Origin of the sequence: Heliorestis convoluta, assembly GCF_009649955.1 — a bacterium.
Classification (GTDB): Bacteria; Bacillota; Desulfitobacteriia; order Heliobacteriales; family Heliobacteriaceae; genus Heliorestis; species Heliorestis convoluta.
In genome coordinates this window covers 181,134-198,601 of sequence record NZ_CP045875.1, presented here as the reverse complement: position 1 = coordinate 198,601, position 17,468 = coordinate 181,134, and the positions used below count along the sequence as shown (strand labels likewise).

14 protein-coding genes and 1 pseudogene are annotated in these 17,468 nt (G+C 40.2%); 2 read left to right on the top strand and 13 right to left on the bottom strand.

The window, feature by feature from the left end; genetic code table 11:
• Window positions 1-16 precede the first annotated feature (16 nt).
• Both FTV88_RS00850 and FTV88_RS00845 read left to right on the top strand, forming a co-directional pair.
• The gene (locus FTV88_RS00850; protein ID WP_153723954.1) at window positions 17-298 is read left to right on the top strand and encodes a spore coat protein CotJB; all 282 of its coding nucleotides are present in this window, start codon (window positions 17-19) and stop codon (window positions 296-298) included.
• Window positions 299-327: 29 nt separating this feature from the next.
• A pseudogene (locus FTV88_RS00845) lies at window positions 328-426 on the top strand (manganese catalase family protein); the annotation flags it as partial.
• Window positions 427-448: 22 nt separating this feature from the next.
• Here the strand turns inward: FTV88_RS00845 and FTV88_RS00840 are convergent.
• The 13 genes from FTV88_RS00840 to FTV88_RS00780 form a co-directional block, all read right to left on the bottom strand.
• On the bottom strand, window positions 449-2,092 hold the full coding sequence (locus FTV88_RS00840; RefSeq protein ID WP_162007838.1) for a recombinase family protein: 1,644 nt from the start codon (window positions 2,090-2,092) through the stop codon (window positions 449-451).
• Window positions 2,093-2,335: 243 nt separating this feature from the next.
• Window positions 2,336-2,491: a hypothetical protein gene (locus tag FTV88_RS00835; protein ID WP_153723952.1), complete on the bottom strand. Its 156-nt coding sequence runs from the start codon at window positions 2,489-2,491 to the stop codon at window positions 2,336-2,338.
• Between the two features lie 85 nt (window positions 2,492-2,576).
• On the bottom strand, window positions 2,577-3,194 hold the full coding sequence (locus FTV88_RS00830; RefSeq protein ID WP_162007837.1) for an HD-GYP domain-containing protein: 618 nt from the start codon (window positions 3,192-3,194) through the stop codon (window positions 2,577-2,579).
• 8 nt (window positions 3,195-3,202) lie between these two features.
• Window positions 3,203-3,748: a hypothetical protein gene (locus FTV88_RS00825; protein ID WP_153723950.1), complete on the bottom strand. Its 546-nt coding sequence runs from the start codon at window positions 3,746-3,748 to the stop codon at window positions 3,203-3,205.
• Window positions 3,749-3,770: 22 nt separating this feature from the next.
• Entirely contained in the window at window positions 3,771-4,232 is a 462-nt protein-coding gene (locus tag FTV88_RS00820) for a TadE/TadG family type IV pilus assembly protein (protein ID WP_153723949.1), read from the bottom strand.
• Between the two features lie 9 nt (window positions 4,233-4,241).
• Window positions 4,242-5,585 carry a CpaE/TadZ family protein gene (locus FTV88_RS00815; protein ID WP_243137419.1) on the bottom strand — a complete coding sequence of 448 codons (1,344 nt, stop codon included), beginning with the start codon at window positions 5,583-5,585 and terminating at the stop codon, window positions 4,242-4,244.
• An 89-nt stretch (window positions 5,586-5,674) separates the two neighbouring features.
• On the bottom strand, window positions 5,675-11,917 hold the full coding sequence (locus tag FTV88_RS00810) for a hypothetical protein (protein ID WP_153723947.1): 6,243 nt from the start codon (window positions 11,915-11,917) through the stop codon (window positions 5,675-5,677).
• Window positions 11,918-12,062: 145 nt separating this feature from the next.
• On the bottom strand, window positions 12,063-12,944 hold the full coding sequence (locus FTV88_RS00805; protein ID WP_153723946.1) for a stalk domain-containing protein: 882 nt from the start codon (window positions 12,942-12,944) through the stop codon (window positions 12,063-12,065).
• Window positions 12,945-12,991: 47 nt separating this feature from the next.
• Window positions 12,992-13,450, bottom strand: a complete 459-nt coding sequence (locus FTV88_RS00800) for a prepilin peptidase (protein ID WP_153723945.1) — start codon at window positions 13,448-13,450, stop codon at window positions 12,992-12,994.
• Window positions 13,447-14,238 carry a type II secretion system F family protein gene (locus FTV88_RS00795; protein ID WP_153723944.1) on the bottom strand — a complete coding sequence of 264 codons (792 nt, stop codon included), beginning with the start codon at window positions 14,236-14,238 and terminating at the stop codon, window positions 13,447-13,449. The genes FTV88_RS00800 and FTV88_RS00795 overlap by 4 nt, the downstream gene beginning before the upstream one ends.
• Window positions 14,238-15,131, bottom strand: coding sequence for a type II secretion system F family protein (locus tag FTV88_RS00790; RefSeq protein WP_153723943.1), 894 nt, complete (start codon window positions 15,129-15,131; stop codon window positions 14,238-14,240). Before FTV88_RS00790 ends, FTV88_RS00795 begins: the two co-directional genes overlap by 1 nt.
• Window positions 15,128-16,441, bottom strand: coding sequence for an ATPase, T2SS/T4P/T4SS family (locus tag FTV88_RS00785; protein ID WP_153723942.1), 1,314 nt, complete (start codon window positions 16,439-16,441; stop codon window positions 15,128-15,130). Before FTV88_RS00785 ends, FTV88_RS00790 begins: the two co-directional genes overlap by 4 nt.
• Window positions 16,377-17,468 (bottom strand): ParA family protein, encoded by a 1,092-nt coding sequence (locus FTV88_RS00780; RefSeq protein WP_153723941.1) that lies wholly within the window; start codon window positions 17,466-17,468, stop codon window positions 16,377-16,379. Before FTV88_RS00780 ends, FTV88_RS00785 begins: the two co-directional genes overlap by 65 nt.

The following is a 17,468-nucleotide window of genomic DNA, read 5'->3' as shown; positions in this document are numbered from 1 at the left end:
AGGAGGCGCCGGTAGAATGAGTCAACATCACCACCACCACCATCACCACCACCAGAGAGATCTATTAAAGCGCATTATGGAGCTTGATTTTGTCCTTCTGGAGCTAAATCTTTTTTTAGATACTCATCCTGAAGAGCAAGCGGCTTTACGTGATTTTGCTCGGGTTTCTGAGGAAGTAAAGCGGTTAAAGCTGGCCTATGAGCAGAAGTATGGCCTTTTGACGATTTATGGCTACTGCCCAGAGCGCTATCCCTGGAACTGGATTGAAACGCCTTGGCCCTGGGAGATAAAGTATTGATTGGATGACCGGGAGGGAAGTATTGGCCTATGTGGATTTACGAGAAGAAGTTGCAGTATCCTGTGCGGGTGGAAAAGTGTGACCTTGGTATGGCGAAGTATCTCTATGCGCAGTATGGCGGACCTGACTGTTAAGTACCTCCAAAAAAAATTACGGCTCAAAAGACCACTTAATTTCTATCTTATAATCAGGATAAAGGTAGACTTCTTGCACCATCAGACGAAGAAGTTCATGCTTTCTCTCTTGACTCAAATCGTCCAGTGTAGATACATAAGCAACCATTAGTTCGGCTAGTTTTAGTATTGTTTCGTGGGCTGAGTCTACTTCTGCTAATTTTCTATTTAATGTATCTAACGTCAACAACAAATCATCTTTTTCCTTACGCAACTCGGTCACTCTAATTCGATATTCTTCTAATTCAATTACCTCGGCTTCGTAAGCTTCTTGCTGACGTTTTATAGCTTTTTCATTTTTATTAATTCGAACTTGTAGTTCTTCTCTTTTGCGACGCTCTTTCTCTAATCCATCGGTGAAGATATCCTTTCTAGACTGAACGTATTGAACTACTTCACTAGGATTCGTTAACATAATAACCTTTGCTTTGATTTGTTTGAAAACTTCTTTATCCACACGCTCCATTTCATAGACTTTTACTTTGGCATCGCACCGACCATTACGGCCTTGGCAGACATATCGATAATAGTAGTAAGTAACTTCTTCTCCGTTTTTACTTTTTCTCTTGTGCTTTGACCTGTTTTCTACGCCATACATATTTCCTTTACAAATTCCACACCGCAACAGAGTACTTAGAAGGTATTTTCGCTCAAAACTGATTCGACGTCGATTATCTATTTTTCGTCTTGAAAGCATAATCTCGTGTACTTTATCCCATTCCTCTTGAGTAATTAAAGCAGGGTGTGCATCTTCTACTATTACCCACTCTTCCATAGGGCGACGAACACGTTTTCTTTGACCCGTAGCAGTTCGAAGCAGAGTCGTTGTATTATAAACCATAAATCCTAGGTATGCAGGATTTTCTAATAAGACTTTTATAGCACTCTCTCTCCAAATACCGCCCCTTGAAGTTTTTATTCCTTTACTGTTTAACCAACGAGCTATTTTGTCTCTTCCTTGACCGGAAAGAAACTGAGATATTATTTCTTTATAGATTGGTCCTGTAACTGGATCTGGCTCGTACTTTCCTTTTTCTGTTTCGCTGTATCTATAGCCAAAAGGTGGCTTAATATTTCCTTTACCTTCCTTAGCTTTTAATATTTGCGTTACTTTAATTCGAGAACTTGTAGTTTTTCGTTCTTTTTGTGCCATAGCCGCATGAATAACCAGCAAAAATTCATCGTCATCGGTTCGGCTATCGTAGTTTTCACGTATGCTAATCATAAAGCCACCATAATCGGATAAAGTTCGCTTAAGCTCTAAAATGTCCATTACATCCCGAGAAGAGCGAGCTATTTCTTTAGTTACAATACCTCGGATCTTTCCTGCTCGGATATCTTGTATCATTTCCTGTAGTTCGTTTCGATAGCTGATGTATTCTCCACTTTTTGTATCAATATACATTTTTAACAATCGATAACCATGAACATCTGCCCATTCTGTTAAGTACTTCTGTTGATTCTCTACACTAGACTTTTGACCTTCTTTTTGCGTAGAAACACGAACATAACCTCCAATAGCGATACCTTTTTGATTTAAGGTGTCTTTGGAATGTGGCATTTCCTCTATGTTTTTGTAATTACGTTTTGGATCAACTAATTCAAACTTTTGTTTATCCAATTGACACATCCCCTTTATTTCCATAACGGCAATATTAAATATGTCCTTCAAAAAAAAAGGCGGTCGGGGTTCCTCACCCTGACCGCCGCTTATCATTTGCATTTTTATCTTCAATAGCCCATTTTAGAAGTAATTGGTATATATGGTATTTTATCCATTCTTTTTTCCTTTTCACAATGAACCACCGCCATTATAAAGGGTTGTGGTTTATTGTTATGCAGAGAGAGCTTTGTCCTATTTCTCTTATCCTGCTTTTTTCTCAAGCACTTTCGCATGATTTTCTGCTTGTTGTTTTAAATCTTCCATAGCCCAACGAGCCAACAACTCATATGTTTTTTCCATGAAAATCTTGTTTACTTGGGTTTCTTCAGGAGGCGCAACTACAATACTAGGCTTCATAAATCTTTCCTCCTCTGATTTAGCTCTTCTAAGCAAAAAAGACGGTACTCCTACCATGGAGAACTGTCTTTTTTGCGTGTTTCTTCTAAACGATCATACTCTCATATTCTTTTTCTAAAACTTCTGCTACTTTCGTTGAGTAACCTTGCCGAACTAGCTCTTGAGCCGCTGCCTCGGCATTATAAACAACTTTGCGATACCGCCTTGGCTCTGTCAAAGCAGCGAATATGTCAGCTGCGCTAACAATGAGAGATAGTGGGTTTGTCACCTTTTTACCCGTAGGATAGCCTTGTCCATTGGGTCGTTCATGATGCTCTTGAATAATTGTCAGAATCTCTATTGGGACATTTGGCCAAAGTTCTTCTACTATATAAGTTCCAGTAGTCGGATGACACCTCACTATTTCACGATCTCTCTCTGTTAGTTCTTTGTGAGAAAATTTATTGGGCCAGGTTGTTTTTCCAATATCATGAAAAAAAGCTCCTGCTGTCACGATCGATTCGGTTTCTTCATCCTCATTAAAAAGTTCTTGGACTAAAAATCTTGAGTATGCCGCAACTCGAAGAGAATGAGAAAATAGCTCTGTATCCCAATCTCGTATCTTACGAAACAATAACCAACGATTTGGACAGTAGATATTATTTAATGTACATTCAACAAGATTGTCATGGTTTCTTAGTAGGTTGACTTGCAGCTCTAACACATCCTTTGCTATCGTACAAACCTGTACAGTTCACTCTCAGGAATATCAGGAACATCTATTAAGACATGTAGGCTTAATGGAATACTGGGCAAGAAAGTCATTTTTATCATGCCTTCAACATGAACGTAGACAGCAGGGGACGTAATTCGGTGAAGATGTGGAGCTGGAGCCGTTTCATCAAGCCTCCCATCCTCATCATAGTTAAAAACATCAAAGCTAGAAACGCCTAGCTCTTCGTCAAGTGTTAGATATCTTATCGCTTTAGATTCTTTTTTCCATACCTCTACAAATTGCTCTCTAGCATCTGCCATCAAGCTATTTCTCATATCCTCTTCTATGAAAATATTTCTGTCTGCTAAATCAATTCTATTTACACTGCCATAGCTTGCCATCAAAGCATGATCAATGGCATTGTAAATGACTCTACTCTTTGTTACATACTCTGCCATCGTTACCATGGATACGAATGCAATCAGCAAAAGTACTACAATGATCAAACCTGTCAACGCTGTGCCTGTTCCACGGTTATCATAGATAAACTTTCTAAAAAACAAATAAAACATCACCCCTTTCTTACTATCTTTTATGACTTGTTGACACGCTGTACATGGCTGGAGATGAAATTTTCGCAGTCTTACTCTCTGAAGCTAAAACAAAATTTGTTAGTGTTACTCTGTCATACTTTTTTGTGTAACTTAGTTGAACTCCGATCCTTTCCCCGTATTCAGCCCTTTCGCCCTTAAGTTTTTCCGTTCCATCATCGTGAAAAGCTCTAAAGTCTATTTCTAATTCGCTTACTTCAAGACCTAATTGAACTGCTCTAGAGCGTACGTCCTGTAAAGCTTGGCTGCTTAATTCTCCCTGTGATTCAGCAAGAACTAGAGCGTAACGAGCAAGGCCGTTTATTTTGTCGCTCGTTCTGCTGAGATGAATAGGCTCTACCATGGCCAAAACGAAAAAAGCAAGAATGATAGCTATCGCTGCAAAAGATAGAGCTTCTCCACCGCCACGTTCATTACGCCAGAAGGTTTTTAACATGTTTTCCCCCTACCGTGACACTAACTTTTTCAGTCTGTCTAAGATACCATTTGACATCTCAACTTGCGTGCAAAGCTTCCTAGCAATTCTTTCAATTTCATCGCCAAAAGAAGAATCAACCAGAGCTGGTATTTTGCCCTGGTTGATTATCCTCTGTATATCTGGTTTCCAATGAACTGCTCCATATGCTTTTGACTGAAGGAAATCCTCGGCATCGGAAATATCAATCCCTTCCTTGCCTGTAATTCGATTAAAGACTTGCCCAACATCATTAAAGTCACCGATTAACTCTCTCGCTTTTAATTGAGTTAACCATTTCCTAGTATTGTGTAAAGTGGCCGTATCGAAGCCATTCAAACAAATGATCTTCGTAGCATAACGAATAGCCTCTATTGTATGTATCTGCAAATTTGATCCGGTATCAACGACTACATAATCAAAAAACCTTGGTAGGTTAAAAAGAATCTTCTTTATCCCGTTAGAATCTATGAACTGCTCATCTGATAATCCTGTTGTAAGATTAGCGAGAACATATATTCCACTTGAGTGTTTTTGCATTAATTCCAAAAGAACATTTTCTCGGATTACTTCTGGCAATGACTCCAAAAGAAAAAAGTCCTCATTAAAAGAAAGCTGTAGTTGAGCCGCTACATTGCCCCAGGGTAGATCTAAGTCAATAAGTGCTACACGTTGTTTTGTAATCTTATAGATTACAGCAGCTAGATTGACAGCCATTACCGTTTTACCTGTACCTCCTTTTGGACTGGTGATAACAATGACTTCTTTTGCTAGAGTAGTACCCTTTAATGTTCTTAGAGCATAATTGTCTGAATCGACCTCTTCTTTTTCACTGGGCGATTCACTCATCTCTTTTTTCTTACTAGAAGCTTTACTCTGCTCTTGGAAATCGCTCAAGCATATTTCTTTTTTTCTATTGTCATTTCTGTCTCTATCACCACCATCTTTCACGGTAATGTCTGTTTCTTTCTCTAGCCGCAACATAGCATCTCGATAGGTAGCTGGAGACTCGATTGCTTGTTTAAGTTTACTTGGTGTTATTGGGTTATAAAGGACATCATAAACACCGCACCGAATGGCCTCTGTGACTAAAGGAGCATCATAAGCAATCGATCCTGCCAGTAAAATAACTCGAATTTCTTCAAGTCTAAGGGATGTAATGATACACTCAATCTTTTCGCTACCTGGCAAAAACGCTGATAGTATTACGAGGTTAACGCTCTCTTTCTTAGCCATTAATACTACGCTCTCCCTATAGCCAACCCAAACCGTCTCTAAGCCAGTGAAAAGAGAAACGACATTATCTATTTGCTTGACTCCCGTTGCCAGAAGCACTTTCAACTTGCTCACCTACCTTTAGTGAAAATTTGCTTCTACATAAAAGAAGCCCGAAGGCATTGAATGACTTCGGGCTTCGACGTAAGCTATTCTCTTGGATTGACCACTCTTCTTGGCTTCACTAAGTCATATACACTGTACTTAACCTCAAAATCTCTTGCTGATGTCATTTTTGTTTCAGGCGCGAATCCTGGTGGCTCTTGCCTTGCTATGCGATAGTAGATTGGATACTTACCATCTTTGGTCCAGACATTGACGATAAATTCTCCTTCCCACTTCCTCATAAAAGGAATACCATTTACACTGGGATACTCATGAGACAAGGTGGTTCTTTTCGTCAACGGAATGGCTACATATCCTACTCCATTAATTGTTTCAGTTGGCGTTGGGCTTGGTTCCCTTCCCTTGTTAGGTGGCAACATTTTCTCTTCTTCAACTACGATAGAAGCAGGTATAAGAACCCACGCATGCGTGGCGTACCCTTCGCTTTCTAATGATATTTTCACTCGCTCACCTGCTAAGGCAGGTTGAGGATTGGCAACAGGTTCCTTCACGAAGTTCAAAGGTGCGATGACTTGTAACTGCTTAACAGCTACATTCGATATTTGCCCCCAAGTGTCCATGACTTGCAAGCGAAGTCTGTACATGCCCACCTTCTGCGGTTTAGGCCAGTTAGGGTTTGGACCTATGCTGTACATTCTTCGTTGAAAATCTGGAATTGATAGTGTTGTCCCTGTCAGCTCGCTTCTGTTGATCTGCCAATTCATAATTTTATTTCCGTTAGGATCTTCTAGCTCCCACAACCATCTTTCGATCAGGTTCGTCGGATCGCCAGGATTATGGAAAGCATATGATTTATCTCTTGTACTGTACTGTTGCATGATGAATTCAGTGTTTGGTACGCCTATTGATGTGACAATATCGAAGTCAGCAACTGGTGGAGGCGTTGGTTGAACTACGGGAAAGCTTCGACTGTACCATAACGATTCTGTTCCAAATTCATCCCAGACTTTTAGCCGTACCCTGTAAATACCATTTTCGTTAAAGATTCGATTTGACAGATGACCATTTGTTATAGGACTCGTAATGACGGGTACATTCGTTATAGTTCCGCTGGGATGCTCTATCGTCCACTGCCATTTTACAACCTTATCATGGTTAGGATCATAACTTTGATCTATCAAGTCAATCGCTAAACCTCTTGTTACTGGATCTTTACTAGGCGAAAACTTTGCGATTGGAGGCGTATTGCTTACAGGTACAATTTTCTCTGTCCACGGAGACCAATAGCCAAACTCGTTCATAACTCTTAAAGCAAAGATCCATTCGCCTGGTTCCGGTAAACTGTCGGGGATATAATCATAACGCCAGCTATCATCTGTTAACTTCTTAATTCTCCATTCTCTCTGGACGATTCCCTTATTAGGATCGTCTTTTTTCATTCGATCTGGCGCAACTGAATCTTCTTTTACCCATATGGGTTGTCCATGTGTTGTTGTTGTAACCGTAAAGTCTGCTTGAGGTGGTCTTATTACCAAGAGATAGTCAGCCACTGAGTTAGACCACTTCGCATATCCACCTTCATCGAATTCTTTGTTTAGATTGCTATTTTGACTATGGCTTAAATTGTTAGGATGCTGAAGAGTATTAGAAGGTTGGTCCTTAATTCGATAGCTGATTTCGTATAGTCCTGGCTTGTTAAAGGAACCCTCCCAAGTTGAATGTGGTTTTGTTACAGATGTACTAGTTGGCAGCAATTCATTGCCTGATTCATGCCATTTATTTGCGTTGAAATAGTTCATCGTATCCCAAGGCGTATCCATCCAGAGGTATTCCAGCGAAGGTTTTGTATGCGTAAACTTCCAGCGCTTACCTTCGTTTGTAATCGTATCTTTTTCTGCATCAAACTCTTCTGCTTGAGCTATAATACGTTGGTTTACGAGAATAACATTTTTAGGTGTACCATCTTCGGTTTGACCAAAAATACGTCTTGCTATTTCAAGCATTGGGATTCTCATGTTTGTGTTCAAGTCTACTGCGAAACCATCTAGTTCATTAAGTAGTGGCATGAATTGCTCTTGAACATTAGGAGGAGCAATGATGATGGGGGTAACTTCTTTAGCCCGTAGCAATTCAATAAGTTCAAGCATTGTAACGTTACCTTCACGAAGTCTTGCATCTATGACAACTGCGAGATAACGCTTGTTAATATCCGCCGGCTTATCAAATGATTGTATCGCTACCAAGTCATGCAACTCATCATAGCTGATACCATCAAAAATGCTTGCTCCATTGATGTTAATGTTTCTGAAAGTACCGTAAGCTTGGCTAGCTGCGAAAGGACCATAACCTCCAGTTACGATAGGTTTATCATGATCCGTGTAATCGATCTCTAGCTTACCATTTACCCATATTTGAATTCGATTACCTTCCGCAACTATTTTTACACCATAAAAGTCGTGATATCTCCAACGAAGGTTATCTGTACTTGTTTTTTGTAAAGCGAGAAGTCTTCCTTTGGTATTTGCAGGAACAGGACTTCCGGGTAAAAAGCTATTCTCTTGTCTAGGCGTATTCGAGCCAATTTGAGTGAAGTAAGATATCTCGTTCGTCCAAACTCCACCGGCCCAACGACCTGTCCACATACTATGGCTGCCAGCATGATCATTTGTAAAAGGTGCTTTTTCTAGCTTATAAAGTCCTGCATGGCGAATACCGCGATTGTCCATGGCAAAGAAGTACATGTCATACGCATCTATATTTCCACTGTAAGGATTATTGGGATGACCTGGTTCGTATTTATTCATTCTAAAAGAAAAACCGATCCAGTCATCATCACCATCATTCTGCGAAACACCCATCTCAAATTCAATTTCAGTTCGGTTAATATCATCTTCTCTCCAAAAACCAGTCCACTGCGTGTTTACGGTTGAACGAATAGAGGGAACAGAACCAGCCGTATGTACCTGCCATTGACCTAGACTGTTAGGATAGTTAATCCAGTTATTCATAATGTAATCCACAGCAGAGTCTACTTGTTTTGCTTCGTCAGGCGCATACTCGGTAAATGAAGTAATTGGATTTATTCCTTTGCTTTTACCTTCGTTGATCAACATAAACTGGTTCGCGTTAAACGATCCGACTATAGGATCTCTGTTATCAACTAAACTGAATACAAAGGGAAGGTAATAATCAACATCACCTTTGCTAAAATCGATATTCGCATAGGGTGGAATATTATCCACTTCAATAACCTTTTCTTCGATAGCTTTTTGAAAAGTATGTCCGGTCTGACCTCGTATGGTTCTCCCCCAACCTTCATAGGATTCATGTGCCTCAAGCTCTAGCTTAAACCTACCAACTTGATTAAATTGAAGCCGAACTTTTCTTGAATCAAGCTCTCCTTCGTCTTTGTAAACAGGTCTAATGCTTCCATAACGCTTATCTTCTGTTGTTGTAACTTCCCCTGTTTCTAAATTCATGTGAAGCTCCGCTACAGGGCCTTTCGTATAGGTACCGTCATTATTCTCATCAAATAATAGCTTCCATGTGATACCTGTCAACCTATCGCCAAGTGTCATGTCTACGGGATGAACATAACTGCCGTGGGTAGCTTCAATCGTAAAATCATCGATAATATTACGAAGTGCTTCTGGTATAACAGAAAACAAAGGAATGGGTGGCTTATCCTGTATAATCCAGATTTTTTTACTGATCCATTGTGAACTTCTCGGACTTAGAGCATCATCAGTCAGTCTGAGCTCAATTTTCCATTCACCGTCTTTGTTAAAGAAGGGATTGTCCCAACTATCGTTGATTGGTGCCATCGTGCCACTGATTTCTGTAACTGTTTCTTTTCCGCTCTCAGTATCAATATGAGTAATACGCCACTGTGTCTTTGAGCTATTAATGTTTCGACCACCGTAGGCACGACCAGTCCCTTCAATAATTACCTGTCTACCTGCAAGTGCTCTATCAATCACCTCTCCATCATGACCTGTAATATTGATTTCACCCGTTGGATAAACAGGAGCGACCTCTATAGTGACACTATCACTCGAGATCCGACCCTCATCATCTTTGACTGTTAAGGTAATCGTTTGTGAGCCGGAAGGTATTGGTCCTAAGGGCTTCTTATCACCAAATTCTATATTTTGCTTTGTTGTCTGGATAATCGGTTCATCTAGCCATGGAACTGTCCATCTATATTCTGTAATACTTAGGTTAGGTGCCGCTGAATGATAGCTATTGTTGATTATTGTTACATCATCAACTTCTGTGATCGAATAGTTACTTGCTGCTATATCAGCCACCGGTTCTAACATCTTAACGGCAATGTTAGTACTTGCTGTTGAAATATCACCAACATTATCTTTTACCGTAAGCTTGATCGTGTTGATACCCGAGGCTAACGTCCCTAGTGGCGAGTCCACACTGAATACCAAATTTTGTTTTGTATTTTGCACGATAGGTTCGTGCCCCGGTACTTCCCACCTATATTCAACGATCTGCTTTAAGGGATCTCCTAGGTGATAGCTTTCGTTGAATACCGTAACATTTTCAAACTCATCGATTGAAGATGCGCTTGCTCTAATGGCCGCCACTGGCTTCGCTTCTAAAACCGTAACCGTCGTTACATCCGTTGAGATATCGCCATCTTGATCCTTTACAGTTAAGCTAATCGTGTGAGTTCCTACTGGCAACATTCCTAACGGTAACCCTGGTCCAAAGGAAAGGTTTTGTTTTGTTGTCTGAATAATTGGTGCTCTCCCAGAGATATCCCACTTATATTCTGTGATTTTTTCAAATGGCTCTCCAGGATGTCTGCTGTTGTTGCTGACCGTTATCGTTTTTCCTTCTACTGCTCTTGTTGGATTTGCACTGATTTTTGCAATAGGAGCCATATTGGGTCTTTCCTTGACGATAACTTGAACAGTATCTTCAGCAAACATAGGATTGCTTCCTGTTACAGACAATGCCAAAACATGAACACCCGGTGTATTAAAGTAATACATGCTTTTAGCATCAAAGTACATGGGAATGTCGGAGTCATAGTAACTATTAGGGCCATAGGTGATGTTTAATGGTGTGTATCGAGCATTTTGTTCATTCCATGTACGAAATATAACTTGACGATTCGTTTTTGACATCCACATGCGTTCACGAATCCATGCATCTGGTTCAAAAGGGTGATAGGAAGCATCTCGTAACCTAACGGTATCGCCAACGAAAATTTCTGCTTCCTTACCTCCGTTTACAGTGGCTATAGCTACAGGGCTTCCCGGCCTTGGCTTTGTTGGTTCCGGAGGTCTTGGCGCTGGTGGCGGTGCTGGCTCTGGTGCTTTTGGTGGTAAAGTAGTATTTGTTACAGTTACTTTCAACGTAGCCGCAATATAAGCATCAACTCTATGCCAAGGCCAACTTCCCCAGTTAATCCAATTCTCTGATGAAGTTCCAGCAGAGTTTCTTCCAACACCGTCTTTTACATAGAGCGTAACCCAGTAGGTTCCAGGTTGCGTAAAAGTAGCACCAATATTACCTGTCTGATCACTTATCCTCGTTGTAAACCAACCCTCTTTAAGGGTATTCATTGTTGATGAGTTTGCACTAGCGCTCACCTTCAAGTTGTAAAAACCTTTTTTTACTCCCCCGTTGTTTGCTTGTGCGTCAAATCCGATGACAAGCTCCTCTCCAGGCTTCATAGTTGCGCTACCTTTAAGAATTCTAAGTCCACCTGAAGGTGGATTTGTGATAGAAAATCTACCCCAAGGACTTGTCCAGTCGTAACCAGAGTCAATTCCTATGGCTCCACATAGAGCAGCTACTAATGATAGATTGATGACTCGTAAACCATTTATGGTAATAGAATGTTGCTCTGCATGATGTCGAACAAAATCTCTATTACCTTTGAATCGATTCACCCACGTATCGAGTTCTGAGAAAGGTACAATGAGATAACCGCCATCTTTGAGGCTTCCAACTTGATTTAAATTTAAGACAGATGGTGAGCTTGCAGAGTTCTGATAAGATTGAGTTCCGACTCGTACACCGTCAACCCAAAACACTTCATATCTACCTGCCGGTATCTGAATGGAGCTTGTATGTATATCTGGATCTCTTGGGAATCCATTCGTGGGTACGGTAACGATCAAACCATTGTTATCTGAAACGAAATAACCACCTTTGTTTATAGGTTTGGAATATTTCCATGATGAAGGAAAAGCCGCCTCTGCAACTGATGGTGGTAACCACGATATAATCGTGGTAAAGATAAAAGTAAATAATAACAGCATCGATATTCTTTTGTTTTTTTGAGTAAGATAGTTCAAATAAAGTCACCTCTTCTTTCCTGTTCTTTTCATCACCTCTTTCTAAAAATTCTTAGCGTTCAATCAAGGCAAACACCTCCTTTTGAAGCTTTCATTTAAAATCAAAAACCCCTCGACCTTGCTAAGATCGAGGGGTTTAATCTTGTTAATTGACGATTGAAATTCGCTCAATATAATTACGTCTACTTGCCTTTCCTACATCATCAATATAGTGCATCCAATGATAGCTAAATCCAATATACTCCAACATTTCAACAGGTAACAAAGCTCTTCCATCTTGAATGACCATCTTCGGTAAACTTACCAGGTTTCCGTTTACATACGCGACTACTTTATCAGGCTCCATTAAAAATTCATTGCCTTTTGCTTTTACTTCAACAGCTCCTATTTGTGCATTCCAACTTACATCTGCATCTAACAGGCGCAGTGCTGTAGAAGGGAAAAAGAGGCCTGAACCTACTCTAGCAGGAGAAGTATCCATATAAGTCGCATTAGCACTATTATTTGTCCAAATTCCAACAGCTCTAAGACCAATATGCATATTTAGCTGCTTTTTTCCTTCAGGAGGAATAGTAGGCCACCCTCCATTTAGATATGGCTCTGGATCATTATTAAAACCGCGAATTGTTTCTACAGCCTTTTTTACCCTTTGCTCATCTGTACGCCATGGCTTTCCGTTAAGAACTAGCAGTTCTCTCTCTGGATAAAAGTTTCCAAAGTTAGAAGCATGACTATCCATTGCCGAACGCATCGCTTCCGCAACATCTTCATTGCCTACGTAGGTAGAGTCAGATACAAAAATTGAATCACCTAACCTCCATATGGCCCATTCAGTACCGTCATTTGGAGGATTATACTTTGGTGTCCATAATAAATGTGAATCAAGTTGCTCATGTCTTTTCCCTGATTCTATAGCGTCTTGCTTGGAAGCTTCATTTGGCCAAGCATCTACACTAGAAATAGGAATGGCAGCTCCTAATAGCGTTGCAACAAGAAAGCCAGTAATGATTCTCCTATGGAAATTCATATTTGTCACTTCCTCAATTATTAAATCTTCAGATAGGTTGTTTAATGCTACTTGAGAAAAACCATAGAAAAAAATACACCCATAAGAATTGAGGGGGCAAGTGGTATCTGCAATTGCCTTAGTTCTTTAATTGTCATCTTTCTTTTCCAACCTATAAACACTGCTTCAAGAACTGCCACGATCAGTCCAGCTAAAATTGCATAGACAGCAAAAGATATACCAGTGAAAGCAGTAATAGCAATAAAGAGCTTCCCGTCACCTCCCGGTAGTAACCATGCCCTTCCCAGCAGAAAAGGTAAAAGCACTAACACGAATATGATCGCTGACTCCATCATTCGTACCAACCCTGCCTCTGCAAAAAATGAACCATCTGGAAAAAAACCAAAGAAGAGGCCCACCGCAATCATACTTGCAGTGAGCCAATTGGGTATTGTAAATGTCTTCCTATCTATCCATGCTGCCGCAGAAAGCCCAATAAAAAATAGAACTAACTTAATTGTTATCACGGCATAACGTCTCCACTAAAAACAGTACCCACGCCCATGAAAGCTAATAACAATGGCATACCTATTAATATGACGATATTTAGCACCATTATCGTCGGAAAAACAGGTGCTACCTCTGCTTTTTTCTTCATCTTCCTTGTCTCTTCATGCTCCATCTCTCGATTGATCAGTTCCTCAAGCTTTTGAAGCATTAAAACAACTCGACCTGTTGATTCACTTTGACCAAGTGTTAACGCAAAGCTGTCAATCTCGCTCATATTAATTCTTCGGGCAAACTCTTCTAGCCGATCTTTCAGTACAGGTGTTGCAATATAAGTAGAAGCAAGCATTGTTAGTTCATCTCGCAAAGCACCTTCTGGAACTGAATCAGGAAGAGAAAGTAATATCTCACGCCAACCCAAACCTTGTTCAACACCACGCTGAACTCTTCGTAGCATTGTTGGTATATGGGGCCTAATTTCTGCGACGCGTTTTTTCCGTTCTCCCTGAAGATAAATAAAAGGAAACATTGTACCAAGAGCCGCTACAGCAATTCCTAATAGACCTTCTAAAATAAAAAAACTGAGGATTGATAAAAAAGCTGCTCCAAGCTGATAGACTAGAAAGTCCTTAACTGACCACGAAACGCCTGATTGTTGTAGCTTAAATTCTAACCTTTTTCGGTAACCAACCTTTCTCTTCTTGTTAGTTCTTTGTTTCAACGGATTTCTTTCAGCTAGCATATAGGCAAGGTATCCCATTGAGATAGAAAACATTCCGACCGATAGGGGTTGCAATAATTCCTTCATTATTGAGCTTCACCTTCCCATCGTGCATATCGATAGGTCATATACATGGAAAATGTTGAAACGATGATAATAGCAACAACAGCCCATTTACCCAGGTTTGATGTTCTTAGTAAATTCATCATTTCAGGGTTTGTTGAGGTCATGTAAAAGAACATACCAATTGTAATGCCAAGGAAAATCCATCCTAGCATTATGTTGGCACTCATTTCGGTCTTATAGCTTTCTGCTCGGTTACTTTGAGCAATTGCTTCTTCTACATAAGCTTTAATACAAGAAGCCATATCACCACCGAACTCTACAATGTGTCCATAGTCTTTTAGAAACTCTATGAAAAGCCTGTTCTCAACTCTTTCTTGTGTCAGCCGAACCGCTTCTTTTACACTTACACCAGACTGAATCATACCAGCGATATTTGCTGTGAGGCTTCTTAATGGCTCATCCATGTAATCTGAAACTTCAGCCATCGATTGTACAGGATTGCCTGTTGCTTGATGATGATTTAAAAGTGTTAAGAAAAGCCTTGGAAGTCTAGTCACAACACGCTCTCTATTCCATCGCAACTCTATTTTCAGAACATGAAAAACCATGTATCCACTAAGCCCTGCCAATAAAACGCCTGCCATGGGGTTATTAAGCCAAACTTTAAATTGCCATCCTACCATGGTACCTATAAAAAAACATAAAACTAAAAAAGCCCATCCGGGAATCGGATGGCCATTGAAACGCAATATAAGAGACTTTTTTAACAATAACTCTAGGTTTTCGTAGCTCTTTATTACCTTAGAGGTCTCTTTTACCTTCGGAACCCATACAGTGCTTGGCTTCTCTAGAAATATCCAAATTAAGTAAGCCGTAGAAAAAGAAGCAAGATAAGCTGTTAAATAAACACTCACCCTTCTCCCCCTTTGCGTACAAACTTCCTCAATCGTAGCTTTCTAGCGAATTCCGAAGAAGGTTCGAAATAGTGATGAATTGGTTCACCAGTCTTTTCATTAATATCAAACTTATAGAGATAGTTAATCAACACCTCATGGTCTTTAAGCCCTGCGATTTCAGCAACTTCAATAACTCTGAAATTTTCAAGATGTATGGCTATATCTACGGTATCTACAATCATTAATAGAATCTGATCATATGTAAGTGGCGTTTGAGCATACAACGACATAAATGCCGCCTGGTGTAAAGCTGATTGAATGTTCCGAGCATGTAACGTAGCAGCTCCACCATCGTGACCGCTCCCGAAAGCGCGAATAAGACTTAAAGCTTCTTTTCCTCGCATCTCACCTAAATAGATACGTTTTACGGCAGAACGCATTCCAGTTCGAATTAAGTCACTGATTTCAGTATGCCCCTGTAAGGGCTTTCCGTTTTCATCAACAATACGTTTTTCTTGTAGCTGTAAGCAGTTTTCTCTATTAATCCCTGCTTCTCGTTCTGATTCGCAGATCATAACTCGCTCACTTTTGGGAACGCATTCATTCACGCCTGCTGTAAAAAGCGTTGTTTTCCCTGATCCTGTTGGCCCTGAAATAAGGATATTGAATGGATTGCTAAAAAACATGCGAAGCATCTCACCTAGTTTTTCAGGAAACATAGCTGATTCTTCTAACTGCTTCAAGCTAAAGTGTTCTTCAGGGTGTTTACGAATGCTCATCCAAGGATATTCTGCTAAGGGAGTCCACCCTACACTAATGCGAAGTCGATTGACTCCATCTTTTAAGTCTTGAAGGTTGTTAACTGGATCAATTTTACCACCTAGTCTGGTAACAACAGACCGTATAAAGTTCTCATATTCTTTCGGTGAAAAAGTAATGTTGGTCTTAATATCATCTCGACCGCGGACACGCTTTATTATCTCGTTGGGCTTGTTCAGAAAAATATCCGTAACACTAACTTCTTCAAGAAGATCATGGACAGGACCATAACCAAAAAGACGCTTATAGGCATCTGCCTGAATAACTTCGTACGAAAAAGGCAAGTTGGTTTTTACTGACAAGTCTTTTATTGCTTTTTCAACAAAGGGAAGAGCAGCTTTGGGTTCAATATTTCCAGCAAAAATGTCTTTGAACATACGACTATGTTCTGATGAAACTCGTGCTACTACTTGAGAGACAATTTCTTCTCTCTGATGACCCCAGCTAGAAAGATCTAAATACTGAGAATAACCCACGCTTACTTTTTCCTTCAGTGATACCAGCGCCAAAACTAGCACCTCCTTCTTGAACCGTAATTCTTTTAAGTAATGGCTCTCCAAATCCTGTCCACTTTTCTATCGGCTCATCTGACCTGGCCATATCGAATACAACTCTTTCGCTCTTTGCCGAAAGTGCTTCCATATTTACAGCTACAGGAATTACTTTTTCCTCAATATCTTTCTTCACCTGATTCAACTCTTTTACTTGTTCATTGTTGATTTCATAAACCCACTTCGCTCTATAAGGTGTAATAATATGAGTAGATGAGCAAAGTGCTGAAAAGGTAAACGGCAAGAGAGCTATTGTCGAAGTATCCACCACAATCGACGAAAACATTTCTTGAGCTTTTTTAAAGAACTTGATAGCAAAATCTTCTGTAAGTCGATTAAAGTCATTCAAACTACTGTACCCCGGAATGAGTACGCCCCCAGACCAATTGATTAAAGATTGCTCAATATCTTGTTCTGTAATGGTTCCTTGCCCCTCATAGGCAGATATAAGATAAGCCAATCCTTTGCCTTCGCTCCATTTTAAGCGCCTGGATATTTCCGCACCGCTACCACTATCCACCAATAACGTTCGGTTTCCTCTTCGATTCAGTTGATAAGCCAGCTCCATCGAAATAACTGCTGTATGAGAACCAGCAGGAGTAAATACACTCACAATGTTTCCTATGCATTCTTTGAAATGTAAGCCGAGCAAAGAAGTTACTTTCTCTATTGGTGTGATGCCGTTCTGTAGTACTTCCCACCCGGTTTTATGTAGTTTGCTTGCAAGCTCATCTTCGTCGCTCTCCAATAAGGCTACTCTTTTCACGCAGTTAATTTGCATTGCCCACTCAAACAGTTCATCAGCACCCAAAATCCCTGGAAGCTTGCTTGAAAGCAATAAAATATCACAATCATCTTTCTTTTCACTAGACAAGATCTTTCTTAAGGAATCCTGACTTCCTGCTGTCCAATCTAAGTGTGCTTCTTTAAAAACTAGAGAAAACTCTTCAAGCCAAGGTATGGCTAATCCAATCTTATTGGTCAT